Source organism: Rhodococcus sp. NPDC047139 (assembly GCF_040643435.1).
Taxonomy (GTDB): domain Bacteria; phylum Actinomycetota; class Actinomycetes; order Mycobacteriales; family Mycobacteriaceae; genus Rhodococcus.
Genome location: NZ_JBEYUH010000005.1, coordinates 21,043 through 38,808, shown reverse-complemented (window position 1 = coordinate 38,808; position 17,766 = coordinate 21,043). Strand labels below are relative to the sequence as shown.

Sequence of the window (17,766 nt, the reverse complement as noted above, 5' to 3'; positions counted from 1 at the left end):
GCCTATTCGTCGTCGGCGTGCAGTTGTTCGACTGCCTCTGCGATGCGACGAGTGTCGGCGAAGGTCCACCCCTCCGGTGACGTGACAGCAGCCCAGCCGTAAGGGATGAGATCCTCGTAGTTGTGTCCGTGGCCCACCGGCGGCGACGTGCCGACCATGATGTCGGCGGCGACCTGAGCGAAGGTGACGATCGGATACCACCGCATGGACGGTGAGCGATCCGAGCCCGGAGGTTCGGCGAGCCAGTCGGGTCGCTCGAACAGCAGTCCCGGTCCCCACCACACCACCGGATCGGACGCGTGCTGCAGATACAGGATCCGCGGGTCGCTCCACGGTCCGCGCTGGTCTTCGAGCGTCTGAACGTCGGAGGCGAACCGCACCGCGACGCCGTCCTCGTAGACGGGAAGGACCTCGGGGCTGCTGGGGTCACGCTGGTCGACGATACTGCGCCACAGCTGGTTCGAGTTCGGAGGTCCGACGAACAGCGCGCCGTCGATCTTGTTGCGCATGTCGTCGAGGCCGTCGAAGGCCGCCTCGGCGGATTGCGATCCCAGGCTTTCGCCGTAGACCACCAGTTCGGGTCGCTGGTCCTCCGGCAGTTGCGACCAGCGTTCGTGGACCCCGTTGATCAGTGCGTTACCGGCGGCCTTGGCAGCGGAACCGTCGACGAGGAAAGAAATCCAGCTCGGCAGGAACGAGTACTGGATCGCGGCGATCGCCGAGTTGCCGTTGTAGATCATCTCGATCGAGTCGGCGGCGAACGGATTCACCCACCCGGTCCCGGTGGTACCGGCGACCACGAGGATCTCGCGTTCCCATGCCTTCGTACGGTCGAGTTCGTCGAGGATCAGCTGCACCTGTTCGTCGGTGGTGCCGTCGGCTTCGAGCCCCGCATACACCCGTATGGGTTCGAGTGCGGGTGCGCCGTTCAGCTCGGTCAACTGCTCGGCGTCCATCCCACCGGCGACGAACGTGCGTCCCTGACGCCCGAGACTCTCCCACGACGACGTCGACGCCGGGCTGCCCGACCGCTCGGGAATCCGAGGCTGCTCCACGCCGGGGTCGGTGCTGTTGTTGTCGTCGGCGAACACGATGCGTGCCGCCACCGAGCTGCTCGCGAGGAGAACCTGGTCGACGAACACGACCACCGCGAGCACGAGGATCACCGGTGCGAGAACGCCGGCCGCGGCGACCGGAACGCGCAGGCGGGTCGCGAGGAACTCCGCGAAGCGTCGTCCGACCCACCGCAATCCACATGCGATGTAGAGGAGGGCGGCGAAGATCGCGACGCTCACCAACCCGGTGCGCAGATACGCGAAGCCCGTCGTGGCCTCGATGCCCATGAGGGCGCGGACCTCGTTCTGCCATCCCGCCGCAGCGAACAGACTCCCCAGAAGCGTTCCCACCGCGGCGAGAGCGACCACCACCTCGGCGATGCGCCGGACCGTGTGACGACGTCGCCACCACGTGAGACGCGGCGCGATCCATCGCCGAGCGGGAAAGGCGACGAGCACACCGATGCCGTACCCGACGATGCCCGTCACGCCACTGATCAGGCCCTGAAAATACCACTCGCGGGGGATGAGGGACGGGCTCAGGCTCCACGCGAAGAAGAACAGGGCGACGACGAGGCCGACGAAGTCGAGGCCGAAGACGGAAAGGTGGCGGCGGGTGTCAGTACTCGACTCGTCGGTTTCGAGGGGCGTAGCGGGAGCGGTCACGATGCGACAGTAGCCGGATTCGTCCCTCACGTAATTTCGGAGAATTCCACTCGGGGCGAGTCAGGTATCTACCCCGACTGACGTGTCCAGGGAATCGTGCTGTTCGGGGGCGGGAGTCGGCATGGGACACACGACTGGCCGGTAATGCCCACTGGCCAAGTGCGAAAGACGGTAGGTGGATCGGGTAAGAGCGGAGTTTCGTGACCGAGTTCGGCTCGCTTGACCTTCGATCTCTATGCTGAGCGGAGCGACTGTAACGGACGTCCTGAAACCGTCGATGACTGCTTGAGCAGACCGAATCTCACCCGAACGAAGTCGGTCTCGACGTAGCCGTACATCGATGAAGGAACCGTCGTTGACCGATGAGAGTGAAGTCCCGGAGATCGACACCTGGGAAGAGATGATCGCATGGTTGGTTACCTCGTTCACCGATCAGCCGGTGGGTCTGATTATCGATCTCGGACCGAGTGACTACGTCAGTTACGTCGGCGATGAGGACTTCGAGGACGAAGACGTCGAGCGGGTTGTATGTGCACAAGTGCACGTGCTCGCCGATGGAGTGTTGATGGTTCGGCGTTCGCGAACCGTTCTCGAGCGTCTTCGTCTCGACGATCACGCCATCGAGGGTCTGGAGCTGGACCGCTGGTTCTTCGACGATCATTTCGACGATTGCACGGACGGATACGTTTTCACTCGCGACATCGAACTGGCGGCCGATGCGTGTGCAGCATGGTTTCGTGATATGCCAGGAGCGCCCTCGCTCGAGCAGATCGGATGTGATTACGAGTATCCCGTCTCGCTTCCCCCGTCACGATCGAGTTCTGTGAACTAGTCCCGCGTGTGCGGGCGTACCCCACTGGGGACAGCAGTGACCTGTCGGGCAGGTTAATCGTGAAGTGGCGAGACCGAATACTCGGTTTGTCGGTTCGATGATCTATCGTTCCAGCGTCGTGTTCGAGTAAGGGCGGAGAGAAAACTTTGGGCGCAGTGCATTTCACGTCGGGTGAGGACGGCACCTTGACCTGCGAGGTCCGATCGCTCGGTGGTCGCTTGCTTCGGTTGACCGGAAACCTCGCCACAGTTGAGCCCCTGACGTCCGGGGACGCGCAGATGGTCGCCAACAAGGCTCTCGCCCACAACGCTTGGGCGTATGTGAAGCATGAGACGGAGTATCAGGCCGCGACCGAGGATGATCAGCGGAAGAGTCACCGGAAGCAGGCTGACGAACATGCTGCCGTCGCCGAAGGGATTGCGAACCTCATCGACGATCTGGCCGATGACTTCACTATGGCGTGGTGCTCCGGCTGCTTCATGCGTACCGAACATCGAAAGGTCCACGGTAAGCGGTCGGGTGTCCGTGCTCATCTGTGCGCATCCTGTGGGGTGGCTACCGTGGGATGCGCTGCTCCGCAGTGCGTCCACATGGCTACCCGCGGTCTGGGTTCGTTCCGCATTCCCCGCTACTGCGCTGAGCACCGGCACGATATTCCCAGTTTCGAACGTGCGACTGACACCGTCGAGGGCCCGGAAGACTACGGGAAGCTTCTGAAGTACGACAAGCCGAATCTGAACAGGGCGACCAAACTTGCCGCTGCGGGAGTGCTTGCCGCCGGTGTGGCCGTGCCGGGAGGCATCGCAGCGGCACCTGCCGTCGGTGGAGCAATCGGCGCACTGATGGGCTACAGCGGTGCTGTGGCGGCGAACGTGGGCCTAGCGTTCCTCGGCGGCGGTGCGGTAGCAGCCGGTGGTCTCGGAATCGCAGGAGGGACGTACGTAGTTGCGGCGGTCGGAGCGGCGCTCGGTGGAGCGCTCGGTGCGAGTGTCACCAACGCATACGTCAACGAAGACAAGTCGTTCGAGATCGAGAAGTTCCGTGAGGGCGTCGGCATCCCGGTGATCGTCACCCGCGGCTTCCTGAACGAATCGAGTTCGGACTGGCGCGCTGCGATCGCATTCGTGGAGCGTCGTTACCCCGACGCGCCGATCTACAAACTTCATTGGGGTAGCAAGGAACTGGCAGCTCTTGGAGTCCCTGCGGCCCGAGGAGCTGGGGCGCGATACGCGATGGGCGCCGCGGCCCGCGTCGCAGCAAGAGCGGGCAAAGCGGCTGCTGGGAAGCTCAACCCGATCGCGCCTGTGATGATGGCTGCCGACCTGGCCAAGAATCCGTGGCACACGGCGAGGGTCCGTGCAGATCGCACCGGTGTCGCGCTGGCCGGCATCCTCGCAAGGACCGAGATATCCAGCTACCACCTGGTCGGTCACAGCCTGGGTGCTCGGGTCATGATCACAGCTGCGGAAACGCTTTCTACGCAACAGGGTGGACCCCGCATCGACACGATCCATGTCGTCGGCGCAGCGATCGGACGTAAGGGCGATTGGCGGAAGCTGAACGACGCAGTGTCGAACAAAGTCCACAACTACTTCTCATCGAACGACAAGGTTCTGCGTTACGCGTATGCGGCGGCGCAGGGTGGCAGCGTTGCCGCTGGTTACGCGGGATTCGGTACGTCGTACCCGAATATTGTCGATCACGACGTATCGAGGTGCGTCGATGGACATTCAGAGTACTTCAGCAAGGTCACGCCCGTGTAGGTCCGCGCAGTCATTGCGCGGCCCGTCCGACCAGTACGGGTAGGTAGGGGATGCCGCGCCCGTATAGGTGTTGAGCGCTTCGAGTCAGCTTCGGCGGCGGCGCCACTGCTCGGGGCTCGGCGGTAGCGCCCGCCTGGGAATGACAGCGCGCAGGTGTATCGGTTCCTCGTGAGGCGTGCTATGCGATTGCGACCATTGATCAACCGTGCCCTGCGCCTGCTTCTCGAGACTCACGCGTGGTGGATTCGCCTGGAAGAGCATCATTTGGTAACGCCACTCATGCGGACTCGGAGGCAGCGTGCGAAGGCTCGTCGAGCGAGACGTGTTGTGCCGTCTTACGGCAACCGGTCCCGGGTTCCCGCTACCTGCTGACGTTTGCCACTGGTATGGCTTGCTGCGCGCGATCGGACGTGGTTGGGCAGTCCCTTTCGGGATCGTCACAGACGATTTGGAAGAGGCAGTGCTTTCTCGAGTCTCGCTGAGTTCGGTAGAGGGGACATCCCGGTGTGTCCTCGTCGAGTCGGCCTGCACGTGAGCACTGGGTTGAGCGTCTGCTCCCAGAGCAGGCAATCTCAGTGACTGCCAGATGTCGTCCCAGCGTGCCCTCACGTACCGGTAGAGCGCACGGAACGGGTCGTCCTGTTGCGGGCTATCAGAGCCTCGAGGGATCAGATCCGAGAACATTCCGATCAGCGTCGCGAGAGTAGCCAGAATGAGAAGCAACAATACGATTGCCAACCAGTACTTGGTAATCGCAATCCCCACCACCACCCCGATGCCGAACAGGGCGAATGCCGTTTTCCCGTTCGGGAAGATGTCTTTCACGCACGTCTTTCTTGCTCATGGCATTCGCCCGGAAGCAGATGTCGATGATCGAACCGTCAAGATGCCGCTGCCGCCTGTCCGGGGAAGCGGGCACCTCTGAACAGTGGAACTACTTGCTCCCCGGGGTCCAGCGCATTCCCCATTTGTATGCCTTGTCGAGATGGGACTGGTCGCCCTTGATGTAACGGACTTCGCGTTTGACGTTGATCTCGCCATTCGTGCTCTCCAACAACGCAATCGCGCACATGGGTGCACGGTTGTCGCCGGAGTCCAGGCGGACCTCGATCTCGGATCCTGAGGTTCGATAGAGCGTGACCACACCGTCCGCGGCCGCCCAGTTCGGTACGCCCTCGTAGATGTACGCGAAGATCAGGATTCGCTTGAAAGCCCGCGGATTGGACAGGTCGATGTAGAGGTTCTCACCTCCGGCCACGGTGCCCGTCCGGTCGTCCCCGTCGAGTTCGATGTAGGGGTAGCTGTATCGCGAGCCGAACGCGCCACCAAGCGCCTGGATGACGCCCTTGCTCCCGTCGGCCATTTCGTACAGGCAGCCGAGATCGAGGTCGATGCCGTTTCCACCGGTAAGGCGACCCAGGAACCCTTTGCCGGAGCCCCTGGTGGTCCAGTTCAGGTTCACTCGCATGACGCCCTGCTCCTCGCCGGCTTTCACGAGGCTCACCGAAGGAGTGCTCTTGTCAAGGGTGATCTTGGACAGAGTGACCGGCGGTGCTGCCGGCGTCTGCACGCGTGGCCGGGACGGCGGAACCCCGCGACGGTCTGTCGCCGGGTTGGGTGTCGGCGTGGGCGGAGGAGTAGGAGCAGGAGTAGGAGTAGGCGTAGGCGCGGGGGGAGGAGTGGGGGTTGGCGCCGGTGCCGGGCGACTGACGTCCACACCGTAGTTCATGGCGAGCGCCGTCAGTCCGGTGCTCCATCCCTGCGAGACGTTGCGGACCTTCCACGTCCCGTTGCGGCGATAGACCTCCATGAGGATGGCTGCACGTTCGGTACGCAATCCGCTGGCGGGTGCCTGAACGACCAGCCCGGTCGGTTGTTCGAGGGTGACGCCGAGTCCGGGAACCGTTGCCAGGCTTCCGCTCACGCCGTCGTCCAGAGCGACCGCAACGGACAGGGTGTGGATGTGAGAGGGAATAAGCGATAGATCCAACGAGATTCGATCTGCACCGATGAGTCGAACCGAGCCTTCGGGGGACTTGGGCTGGTTGAAGAAGATGAAGTCGTCATCGTTTCGCACACGCTGGTCGACTGTCAGTTGGAAGGCCATCAGGTCGACTGTGCCCTGACGTGCGCCGGTCACCGACAACGTCGCGGTGCCGTCATTGATGACTGTGTTCGCTCCGGGGGGAAGTGCAGGCATGGCGTGTCCGGCCCTACGGCCGACTCCTTTCGGCGAAGATGCGTGTGGGCAGCCGGACTGGCCGGCTGCCCACACGTGGAACTGATCAGGCGTTGACGGTGACCGTCTCGGGCTGCGGATCTTCATCCGAGTCCGTGGTCGCCTCGTCATCGGGGTTGTTCTTGTTCCGGATGATGCTGGTGATCAGAGCCGCGAGGATCAGGAACACGCCGGTCAGGCCAGTGACGATCTCGCTGACGTGGTGACCGATCGAGTACAGCAGGATCAGGGCCAGCGCACCGATTGCCCAGTGAGCGCCATGCTCGAGGAAGACGTACTCGGCGAGCGTGCCCTTGCGGACCAGGTAGACGGTGATCGACCGGACGAACATCGCGCCGATGAAGCCGAGACCGAGCGCGATGATGATCGGGTCGGAGGTGACCGCGAATGCGCCGATCACGCCGTCGAAGGAGAAGGACGCATCCAGCACCTCCAGGTAGAGGAACAGGAAGAAGCCGGCTTTACCAGTTGCCTTCGCGAGGTCGCTGGGACCACTGGAAGTCTCCTCGCCCTCCTCGTCGACGTTGAAGAGTTCTCCGAGGCCGTTGACCAGAATGTAGGTGATCATGCCGAGCGTGCCGGCGATCATCACTGTGGACGACTTGCCTTCCGGCGCGAGCAACAGTGCGGTGAGAACGAGGAGTCCGGATGCCACGACTACCGAGAGCTGGTCGAGCTTGCCGATGCGTTCCAGCGGGCGCTCGATCCAGGACAGCCAGGTGATGTCCTTCTCCTCGAAGATGAAGCCCAGGAACAGCATCAGAAGGAACATGCCGCCGAACGACGCGATCTGGGGGTGCGCATCGGTGATCAGCGTTTCGTAGCTTGCGCGACCGTCGGGGAAGTAGGCCGCACCGTCGGCCGGCGGGTTGAGCGCCAGGTCCAGGGCTGCAACAGGACCGAGCCCTGAAGCGACCCAGACGATGAGAAGCGGGAAGACGAGCCGCATGCCGAAGACGGCAATAAGGATGCCGATGGTGAGGAAGATCTTCTGCCAGAACTCACTCATTCTGCGCAGCACCGTTGCGTTGATGACCGCGTTGTCGAAGGAAAGGGAGACCTCGAGTACGCCCAGGATGGCGGCAAGCAGCAGAGCTTGAGGACCGCCGTAGAGGAAGGCGACGACCAGGGCGACAACGGTGACGGCGAAAGATGCGCCGAAAATGCGCAGAACCACGGACGTGGCCTTTCTCTATGGGTGCGGAAGGCGTCGGGTTGCTTTCGTTCCGAGCATCCGACGTCTTCCGCGAACGGAACTGACGAATCAGGCGACGTTGACGCCGTAGTCGAGAGCGATGCCTCGGAGACCGGATGCGTAACCCTGACCGACAGCGCGGAACTTCCACTCCGCGTTGTGTCGGTAGACCTCCCCGAAAATCATCGCGGTCTCGGTGGAAGCGTCTTCCGTCAGGTCGTAGCGAGCCAGTTCGACCCCCGTGACACGGTCGATGATCCGAATGTAGGCGTTACGGACGTGACCGAAGGACTGGCCGCGAACGTCCGCGTCGTAGATCGACACGGCGAAGAAGATGTTGGTGACCGTGGGCGGGAGTGCAGCGAGGTCGACGTGGATCGACTCGTCGTCGCCGTCTCCGTCGCCGGTCAGATTGTCGCCGGTGTGCTCGACCAGGCCGTCGGGCGACGAGAGATTGCCGTAGAAGACGAAGTGCTTATCCGAGAGAACCTTGTAGTTGGGGCCCGTGACCAGTGCCGAAGCATCCAAGTCGTAGGGGGCACCGGTTGTGGTGCGCTCGTCCCAACCGAGCCCGACGGTGATGGTCGTGAGGTTATCGGTGGCCTTGGACAGGGAGACGTTGCCGCCCTTGGCAAGAGAGACGCTCATGGGATTCCTTTCAAAATTCTGCGCGGAAGTAGGCGTAGTTCATACCCGCGTCCGATTGCGCTACAGACGCGGCGGGATCGCGGGGTTACAGGTGAAGTTGAACGAATCGAGGGGTGAAGTGCCCTCGATTCGGGTGCGAGCATGCCGAGAGGAACTCCTCTGGCTCGCGTGGGTACTATTGTCCACCTCGTGTGGCTGAACTCCTTCTGCGGGTGCAACTTCTGGGGTTGCGACGCGAACGGCGGCACAATGCACGCATCACCTACTCCAGCCCCCGACAGACTGATGGGCGACAACATAGCAGGTGCAACTAAATGTCCGGAAGAGTCGATCGCCTCGATGTCGACCGACGGTTTCTGTTACCACTGGTACTGGGACGGGCGCATGCCGGGTTACTGAGCGGATGTAACAATCTCGGTGCCGAGCGCAGATGTATTCGGCGATGGAGTCGGATCGATCGGGGAGGCAGATGAGCGGGAGTATCGGAGCGGCACAGCGACCGTTGCTGTCGTAGCCGTTGTCTATGTTCGTCGGCGTTCCGTCCGTTCTCGTACGGAGTAACTTCATCGCGCAGTGGGGTGGTTGTGGATTCGAGGGAGAGCGATCCTGAGCTGAAGGATCGTGTCCAACGGTTGCTCGCCTTCTTGTCCGAGCTCGTCAAGGCGCGTAGCGCCCCCGTTCGAATCATCGACAAGCACCGCGCGGTGATCGCGCTCGACGAAGGCAATCTGGATGTAGCTCTCAGTACCGATGCGTCCGCGGGCGATGTCGTGCTCCGGGCACGTCGCGTGCACTTGGAAGACCCACCCCGGCCGCCGGCTGCAGTCACTCCCTGGATTCGCGGGTCGGTCGCGGACTCGACCACCGAACCCACGCTCGATACCGCCGCTCCCGACACAAGGGAGTTCGACGCATGGCTGACGAAGTGGCGGGCCTGGGCCGAAGTCGATCGTGAACGGCGACCCGCATGGCATCTCCATGCCTTTCTCCAGCGCGCACTGCTCGATCTCGAGGCGCAGCCGGAGTCCCTGGAACTCGTGATCGCGTCGGGGCTGCTCCAGCTGTCGGCAGATGTAGCGGGCGAACAGGTGCGAACGCACCTGATCACGCAGTCGACGCTGGTGGAACGCGACTCGGCATCGGGCGACCTGCTGGTGCGACTGGATCCCGAATCCGTTCCTGCGCTCGAAGACACACAGTTGTTGACCGGGCTCGACGTCTTCGATTCGTCGGGTACTCGGAGCCTGCACGAATCGCTGGCTGCGCGAGCGAGCTCCCCTGTGGACCCTGCCGCACGTATCTTCCTCAAGGATTGGTCCGACCGAGCCCTGGCCACCCGTGTCGAGGTCGTCGACCGACCCGACGAAGCTGCCTCGCAGGACCGTCTACTCACACCGTCGCCCTCGCTGGTTCTGCGCAAGCGGGGTGCTTATGCACTGATCGAGTACTACGACCGCATGACGGCAGCGGCGGCCGACGAAACAACGGCAGTCCCTCTCGGTCTGGCACAGCTCGTCGAGGCGATCGAACCCGCCGATCGGGTCGCCTGGCTCGACAGAGCCGGTACGTCGTCCTCACTGCTCGCCGACGATCCGTTGTTCCCGCTTCCTGCCAACCAGGAGCAACGCGACATCATCGATCGGCTCGCAGGCGACAGCGGTGTCGTCGTGGAGGGCCCGCCCGGAACCGGGAAGACCCACACGATCGCCAACCTGGTTTCTGCGTTGTTGGCTCGTGGTCAGCGTGTCCTGGTCACCAGCGAGAAGGCTCAGGCGCTGCGGGTCCTTCGCGACAAGCTCCCATCGGAACTGCAGGAACTTTGTGTTTCGGTCACGGACGCCGGCCGCGGTGGCTCGGCCGAGCTGAATCGCAGCGTCAGCGAGATCGCGACCCGCAAGGCCCAGTTCGATCCGCGCCGCGCCGCGGCCCACATCGACGAGGTGGCGCAACGACGCGACACCGCACTCAGTCGCCGTGCGATGCTGACGGAACGCATCCGTCAAGCTCGTGCGTCCGAGACGCTGGCCCACGCCGATGTCGCACCCGGCTATTCGGGAACTCCGGCCGAGATCGTCCGGAAGGTCACGGCGCAGAGCGCCAACCACGACTGGCTACGTGGCACCCTCGCCACGGATACTCCGCCGCTCACTTCGGAGGAGTTCCAGACGCTGCTCGCCCTGTCCGAAAGGTCTCGGCCAGGTCGAGCCGAGCGCCGACGGCAGTATTTCCCCGACTTGGAGTTGCCGAGCCTCTCCGATCTCGAACTCGCCTGCGAAGCTGTTCGCAACAGTCCGGCTTCGGGTGGCGCCCCCACTTCGGGACTGCTTCGGATGTTGGAGGGTGCTGCTCCCGACGTTCTCGAACGGATCCGCGAGCAGTGCGACCATCTGCAGCGTGCGCTGCTCGATGTCGACGGTTTAGAGCCTGCATTCCGGAACCTCGCCGACGCAGTACTCTCCGGACGGATCGATTATCTGTGGGACAAGACTGCGCACATCCGCGAGCTGGTCACCGTCGCCTACAACGCCGACGTCTTCCTCGGTACGACTACTGTCGTCGACAGTCCGGTGGATGGACGAAATGCGTTGCATGCCTATGACGCGCTCGCCAGGGCGCTCGAGGGCGGCGAGACGTGGCGAAGCGGACTCGCCCGTTTCCGCAGGGGCGACGAGCAGACCGCGGTGGAGGCGCTGGGCAGGGTTGCCACCGTCGACGGCGTCGAGGCCACGACTGCGCCACTGGCTCGTGCGGTCGCCGAGCATCTTCGTGCGCTCGATGCCATCCAGTCCGTCGCTCTCATCCTTCGGGATCTCGGCATCGAGATCGACCTCTCGGGATCTCGCAGTCAGATGATCGGTGTGGTAGCGAGGGCTGCCCGGTCTCGCGATCTGGTGGACGTTCTCGCGGTGCGTGCCAAGGACGTGGCGCGTGTGCTGCAGCAGGCGAGTCCCGGGGCGCCGCGTATTGCGAGCCTGGATCAGGCCCGGTCCGTCGCGGCTGCGGCGCAGGCGATCGCTGCAGCAGGCTATGCAGAGGCAAATCGCTCCTGGCTCATGGATATCGCCTCTCATGTCCGGGCAAGAATGACGCACGGGATGCCGCCGGAAGGGCACGTGCTCGTCCGGGCCATCGAATCCGCGGAGTTCGGCAGGATCCATACGGCGATCGAGTCCTGGCACGCTGCGATCCGCGAGTACCAGGAAGAACGTCACCTCGAATTGCTACAGACTCGGCTGACCGATGCGGCGCCCGCGTTGGCGCACGCCATCGCCGAGAATCCCTCGTCCGCGGAGTGGTCGGTTCGCCTGAACTACATCGAGCAGGCATGGGCGTGGCGTCGGGCATACGACTGGGTGCAGCAGCACTCCCACGCCGTCGACGATCAGCATCTCCAGCACGAACTCGACGCGACAGAGAAAGACATCGCGCAGCTCACCGCACAGTTGGCCGCGGAACGCGCATGGAGTGCGTGCCTCGAGCGAACGACGGCGGCCCAGGTCCAAGCGCTGCAAACCTACCGCGATCACGTGACCAGCATCGGAAAGGGAACCGGCAAGTACGCGGAACGCTTCCGTGCAGGTGCGCGTGAGGCGATGCAGGTGGCGCAGCAGGCGGTCCCGGCATGGGTCATGCCTCTGCAACAGGTACTGGCATCCATTCCCGCCGAACAGAACTCGTTCGACGTCGTCATCGTCGACGAGGCGAGCCAGGCCGACATCAGCAGCCTGTTCCTGCTGTGGCTTGCTCCTCGGGTGATCGTGGTGGGCGACGACAAGCAGTGTGCGCCCAGTGATGTCTCGTCGGGTGCGCTCGAAGGGGTCTTCACCCGACTCGACTCATATCTGCCCGACATCCCGAAGTACCTGCGCGACAGCTTTACCCCTCGCTCCAGTGTCTTCTCGTTGCTCCGCTCGAGGTTCGGCAGTGTGATTCGGCTGCGCGAGCACTTCCGGTGCATGCCCGAGATCATCAACTGGTCCAGTGGACAGTTCTACGCCGATGCGCCATTGGTGCCGGTGCGTCAGTTCGGTGCCGACCGTCTGCCGCCGCTGCGAACCACCTATGTCGAGGGCGGCGTGGTCACCGGACGGAACGCGACGCTCTCCAACAGGGTCGAAGCACGCGCCATCGCCGACACGATCAAGCAATGCCTGTCGGACGAGGCATACGACGGCAAGACCTTCGGTGTCGTCGTTCTGCAGGGGCAAGCGCAGGTCGACGTCATCACGAACGAACTGCTCGACCGCTTGACGCCCGAGCAGTGGGAAGAGCGACGACTGCGTGTAGGAACGCCGCCCGACTTCCAGGGCGACGAACGGCACGTGGTCTTCCTCTCGATGGTCGTCGCGCCGGAACAGAACATCATGGCGATGACGAAGACCGAGTACCAACGACGGTTCAATGTCGCCGCGTCCCGCGCGCAGGACCAGATGTGGCTGTTCCATTCGCGCACCGTCGAATCGCTGCGCTCGACCGACCTGCGGCATTCGTTGCTCACCTACATGCAGTCGACGTCGCCCGCGCCGGCAGAGCCGATGCCCGAGGGCGTGACCCGCGACGATCGGCACCACGCGTTCGACAGCCTCTTCGAGCAGCGCGTGTTCCTCGACATCGTAGCTCGCGGTTACCACGTGAATCCGCAGGTGGAGGCGAACGGCCGACGGATCGATCTCGTGGTCACCGGTGCAGCAGGGAAGCTCGCCGTCGAGTGCGACGGCGATCATTGGCATACGAGTCCCGAACAGCAGCGCGCCGACCTCGAACGTGAACGAGAGCTGCAACGCTGTGGATGGCAGTTCTGGCGCATCCGCGAATCGGAGTACTACCTCGATCCTGTGGGATCGATGAGAGGTCTCTGGGAGGAGCTCGACAGGCGCGGTATCAGGCCGCACGTCGTCGGAGTGAACGACGTCGTCACTGCCGTGCAGGAGACCTGGACTCCGGTAGAACTCGTGGAGGACGACTCGCCGGTCGACGACGTCGTCGACGTCCTCGACCAGCCGATCCTTCCCCCGGAACCGGTCGTGAAGATCACGGAACCGCAACCGGTTCACGTTGAGGTGCCCCCACCTGCGACTGCACCTTCCGTTCACACCGATCCTGAGATCCTTGCGGACCCCGCTCCTGATGTGCCGGAAGTGGAACCGCCGACAGGGCCGCAGGAGCAGATCGCGCTTGCTACTGCAATTACGACAGCGCTGGCTTCGGGCCCCTTGCCCGTCAGCAAGATCGCGGCTCGGTTGGGGGAGGACTGGAAAGTGGTCCTTGCCGATCTCGACAGGCTGATTGCCGCCGGTCGGGTCGGTGAAGTTGCAGTTTTCGGAAAGCTGACGCAATACCACCTCCTGGATGCGTCTCCGGAAGAAGTAGAGGACATCCCGGCTGCCACGCTGGAAGAAAGCCCTCCTGACGTTGCGGTCCTCGAACCTGCCGCGGAGCAGACGATCACAACAGACGAGTCGCCAGATCTCGCGACGTCGATAGTGGAGGTCCTCGCTTCCGGGCCCCTGCCAGTCGGAAAGATCGCCGAACAGGTAGGGGAGCACTGGAGGATTGTCCACGCCGGACTGGACCAGCTCCTTCTCGAGGGGCGAATCGAAGAGGTCACGGCGTTCGGGAAACTGACCGAATATCACCTCGTGGACGTGGCGTCACGGACCGAGAACAGCGAGTCGCCGCTACCACCTGCCGCGGGCTCGCAGGCCGACTCGCCGGGTTCGGTGTTACCGCCTGTGCAGACGGCGGTCGTTCCCGGCTGGGAGACCATGCCGGCGTCGGCGATCGAATCGCTCCCACCGAGTCTCGCGTCGCGGATCGTGGAGCAGCTCTCGTCTGGGCCGGTGTCTCTCGCGGATCTCGAGTTCCGGCTGAACGAGCCGCGGGACCGCATCGAAGCCGTCGTGGAGGAGTTGATCGCTCGGGGGCGCGCGGTATGGATGCCGGAACGCGGCCCGCGCGTATACGCCCTGGCGTCACCGGCAGATCGGACAGTGGCGGACGACGAGAGTGCTCCTACCTCTCGGTCGGCTGTGATACCCCGAGCTGTCTCGGTGGCCGATCTGCCACCGGCACGTCTCGACTCGGTCGCGGAGATACTCATCACCGCTGCAACAATCGCGGACCTGTCAGTGGAGCGCGCAAAGAAGCTGAGCAGACTCGATCACGAGAGTGTCATGCAGATCATCTCGAATCTGGAAGCAGACGGGAAACTGGTGCGTCGAGACGATGCTTCGGGACCCGTGTGGGGACGGGGTGACCGGTGACGGCACCCACTTTGGCCGGACCACCTTTACGTGCCTGGCAACGTGAAGCTTTCGATGCCTGGACGAGGGCAGACCGTAGTGCCGTCGTCGAGGCTGTCACCGGAACAGGGAAAACGACGCTCGGAATCGCAGCAGTCGCCGACGGCGTCGCTCGTGGCGTGGACGTCTTGGTCGTCGTGCCCGGGATCGAACTGCTCGAGCAATGGCATCGCGCGATCCGTCGAACGCTCCCCGATGTCCCCGTCGGTCGGCGGGGCGGCGGTCACTCGGACAATTTTGAAGGCAAGCGAATTCTGGTCAGCACCGTGCACTCGGCGATCAGCACCTCCGCGCCGCAACCGTCGGGCTCCGCGCTGCTGGTTGCGGATGAGGTGCATCGGTACGGTGCCGTCACGTTCTCGAAGCTGCTGACGGATCGATTCCCCGAAAGAATCGGTCTCACTGCCACTTTCGAACGGTCGGATGACGGTGTGGAAAGGTTCCTCCTGCCGTACTTCCGGACCGTCGTAGAGGGTTGTAGCTACGAACGCGGGCACGCCGACGGCATTCTCGCCCCGGTGAACGTCATGCTCGTTGCGGTCCCGTTCGATCCGATCGAGGCTGTCGAATACCAGGAGTACGACGAGCTGGCCCGCAAGCTCCGGGGCGATCTGATCGAGAAGTTCGGATGCGCCGGCGAGCCGTTCGGCGAGTTCATGCGCGACGTCCAATTGCTCGGTGGCGGCGACGGTGCGGATCGATCGACATGGGTGGCACGAAAGTACTTGCACGCGTTCTCGAAACGTCGATCCCTGCTCGCGGAATGCCGTGGTAAGCGGGAAGTGCTGCGCGGCCTGGGCGTGGTGCTCAAAGAAACCGGTCGCGCTCTCGCATTCTCGGAGACACGCGAGTCGTCGCGAGCTGCCGCGGAGGTACTGCTGGAGGAAGGCGTGCTGGCAGCACCTTTCACGAGCGACCTCAGCAGATCGGACCGAACGCGACTGCTGAACGAATTCAAGAACGGCACGCTGACCGCCCTGGTGGCACCGAAGGTGCTGGACGAGGGCGTGGACGTCCCGGAAGCCGACGTCGGAATCATCCTGGCCAGCAGTAAGAGCAGACGGCAGATGATTCAGCGGATGGGTCGGATCATCAGGCCGAAGTCCGACGGGAGGCCTGCGTCGTTCCTGGTGATGTACGCGGAGAACAGCTCGGAGGATCCTGCGAACGGGGCGCACGGAACGTTTCTCGAGCAGCTCACCGGCATCGCCTCTCAGGTGGTGACGGTTTCTGCAGAGGACGCCCCCGACCTTCTTCGGGAGTGGATGAATTCTGCCCGGAGCGACGACAAGGTCGAACCGGCGGCGTTCGGTGCACCGGTGGTCGAACAACCTGCCCCGAGTTCGGCTTCGGTCGAAGAGGTCGCTGCGATCGCGCAGCGTCTGATCGAGGAGGAAGTCCCTGAGGAAGCGCTTGTCGCCGGTACCGAGAATGCGGAGATCTCCGAGATCCTGCTGAACGTGGGAGTCAAAGGCTCGGTCGACGACTTCGACACCGTACTTTCGTGCCTGTCGATACTCGAACCCCGTCAGGTATCGGTACTGGTCATGCGCTATGGGCTTGGTGGGCAGCCACCGAAGAGACAAGCAGAGATCGGTGCGCGGCTAGGGCTGTCGTCGAGCCAGGTCGGCCGAATCGAGCGGACCGCGATCGCGCACCTGGGAGACACGGTGGCCGGTCAGCTGTTGTCGGACGTCATGGCGCGGATGGAGAGCGTGTAGTGGCCCAGTGGTTCGAGGGGTTCGACGGTCAGATCGTTCTCGACGACGACTACCTGTGGATCCTGCGTGAAGACATTCCGGCCGACCTGACACACGGCACGGTGCTGCCGACCCTACGGGCACATCGTGGGGCGGTGATCGGGACGGAGTTCCGGCCTGCCACCGCGAGCGACCTCGGCACACTGCGGATCAAGGTCTCCAGCGGTCGCGCTGCGCCTCGTGATCGTCATCCTGCGGGGTTCGATACGGTCCGGTTCTCGTTGACGAGCAACGACCGGTTCTCCACGGTCCATTTGCTCTTGGCCGCCACTGCGGCGGACGCGATGGAAGCAGTGGCGCCGGACGACCAGTTGCGTGCAGCGTTGGACGAACTCGACGGCATTGCCACGCAGACCGAGTTGGCCGGCGTCCTGGGCGAGAGTCCCGACGTCATGCAGGTCGTGGACGGCGTGACATGGAACTCCGTCGGAAAACTGTGGGTGGCAGCGGGAGGCACGTCGACGGTGCCCGCCGATACTCGACTCGAGTGGATCCGCGCACTTCGAGAGCTGACACGGCGGGTGCCCGCGAACGCGGGGATCAAGACGTTGCAGACCGCAGTGGGAGCGACTGCACTGCGCCACCTCGACAGTCAGCGCATCGGAGCCTTGTGGGAGTCCGTGCTGTCCGAGGTGCTGCCCCCGCGCGTGGAGACGTCATCGGAGGATGGGGGAGGAGAAGTTGTGCCGGGTAAGCCTGTGCCGGTACGACGGGCTCCGACGTCGGAGCCGCAGGTGCGCCCGCGGACGAGAGTATGGACGAAGTGGGACTCCGCCACCAGCCATGATCAGGAAACACGCGCAGGTCTCGCACGTCCCGCGAATTCGACCGATGCTGCCGCCGAGTCACCGGAGCGGAGCAGTGGAACCCGAGGAGACAAGGCACTCCGAGATCGAAAGACCGCGTTCAGCGGAAAACGAATCCGCGTCCATCTCGATTGCGATGGGCACCGCGTGAAGGCGATCTTCGATCCGGAGACAGGAGCAACGGAGATCACCTCGGCTCCGGTTCGAGCCTTGCTCGGCTCGGTGCATGCCGATCCCGATGCAGCCGCCGGTGCGGTCACTACCACGTTTCGACTGGGAGACGAAGGACCGTTCGACGGTTGGCAGTTGTGGCGGATCGACGACAACTCCGGCCGGCCGCTCGCCGAGGTTCCCGAAGCGAGACCGCTCGTCTGACGCTTGTCGTCGCGCTTTACCGATGCAATGCCCACCCCTCGAGATGGCTTTGTAACGCCGGTCCGCGCCCGCGGTATCAACAGGGCAAGCAGGGTGTTCATCAAGTTCGGAAAGTGATCGGTACC

At 63.6% G+C, this 17,766-nt stretch carries 10 protein-coding genes and 1 pseudogene; 6 read left to right on the top strand and 5 right to left on the bottom strand.

The window, feature by feature from the left end; genetic code table 11:
- Positions 1 to 2: 2 nt before the first annotated feature.
- A complete protein-coding gene (locus ABZ789_RS07640; RefSeq protein ID WP_358421338.1) occupies positions 3 to 1,721 on the bottom strand; it encodes an alpha/beta-hydrolase family protein in 1,719 nt (572 codons plus the stop codon).
- 355 nt (positions 1,722 to 2,076) lie between these two features.
- Between ABZ789_RS07640 and ABZ789_RS07635 the strand changes: the two genes are divergently transcribed.
- From ABZ789_RS07635 to ABZ789_RS07625, 3 genes are all read left to right on the top strand, one after another.
- The gene (locus ABZ789_RS07635; protein WP_358421335.1) at positions 2,077 to 2,553 is read left to right on the top strand and encodes a hypothetical protein; all 477 of its coding nucleotides are present in this window, start codon (positions 2,077 to 2,079) and stop codon (positions 2,551 to 2,553) included.
- Positions 2,554 to 2,708: 155 nt separating this feature from the next.
- The gene (locus tag ABZ789_RS07630) at positions 2,709 to 4,316 is read left to right on the top strand and encodes a DUF726 domain-containing protein (protein WP_358421332.1); all 1,608 of its coding nucleotides are present in this window, start codon (positions 2,709 to 2,711) and stop codon (positions 4,314 to 4,316) included.
- Between the two features lie 712 nt (positions 4,317 to 5,028).
- Positions 5,029 to 5,241 carry a hypothetical protein gene (locus tag ABZ789_RS07625; protein WP_358421329.1) on the top strand — a complete coding sequence of 71 codons (213 nt, stop codon included), beginning with the start codon at positions 5,029 to 5,031 and terminating at the stop codon, positions 5,239 to 5,241.
- Positions 5,242 to 5,250: 9 nt separating this feature from the next.
- Here ABZ789_RS07625 and ABZ789_RS07620 read toward each other — a convergent pair whose 3' ends face one another.
- The 4 genes and pseudogenes from ABZ789_RS07620 to ABZ789_RS07605 form a co-directional block, all read right to left on the bottom strand.
- A complete protein-coding gene (locus ABZ789_RS07620) occupies positions 5,251 to 5,886 on the bottom strand; it encodes a Tellurium resistance (protein WP_358422110.1) in 636 nt (211 codons plus the stop codon).
- 162 nt (positions 5,887 to 6,048) lie between these two features.
- Positions 6,049 to 6,516, bottom strand: a pseudogene (locus tag ABZ789_RS07615) (TerD family protein); the annotation flags it as partial.
- Positions 6,517 to 6,601: 85 nt separating this feature from the next.
- A complete protein-coding gene (locus tag ABZ789_RS07610) occupies positions 6,602 to 7,732 on the bottom strand; it encodes a DUF475 domain-containing protein (protein WP_358421326.1) in 1,131 nt (376 codons plus the stop codon).
- An 87-nt stretch (positions 7,733 to 7,819) separates the two neighbouring features.
- On the bottom strand, positions 7,820 to 8,398 hold the full coding sequence (locus tag ABZ789_RS07605; RefSeq protein ID WP_145691608.1) for a TerD family protein: 579 nt from the start codon (positions 8,396 to 8,398) through the stop codon (positions 7,820 to 7,822).
- A gap of 584 nt (positions 8,399 to 8,982) precedes the next feature.
- On the opposite strand from ABZ789_RS07605, the gene ABZ789_RS07600 reads away from it, so the two are divergent.
- The 3 genes from ABZ789_RS07600 to ABZ789_RS07590 are packed head-to-tail and all read left to right on the top strand — an operon-like array spanning position 8,983 to position 17,641.
- Positions 8,983 to 14,661, top strand: a complete 5,679-nt coding sequence (locus ABZ789_RS07600; RefSeq protein WP_358421322.1) for an AAA domain-containing protein — start codon at positions 8,983 to 8,985, stop codon at positions 14,659 to 14,661.
- Positions 14,658 to 16,421: a DEAD/DEAH box helicase family protein gene (locus ABZ789_RS07595; protein WP_358421320.1), complete on the top strand. Its 1,764-nt coding sequence runs from the start codon at positions 14,658 to 14,660 to the stop codon at positions 16,419 to 16,421. The genes ABZ789_RS07600 and ABZ789_RS07595 overlap by 4 nt, the downstream gene beginning before the upstream one ends.
- Entirely contained in the window at positions 16,421 to 17,641 is a 1,221-nt protein-coding gene (locus ABZ789_RS07590) for a hypothetical protein (RefSeq protein WP_358421317.1), read from the top strand. Before ABZ789_RS07595 ends, ABZ789_RS07590 begins: the two co-directional genes overlap by 1 nt.
- The last annotated feature ends 125 nt before the right edge of the window (positions 17,642 to 17,766 follow it).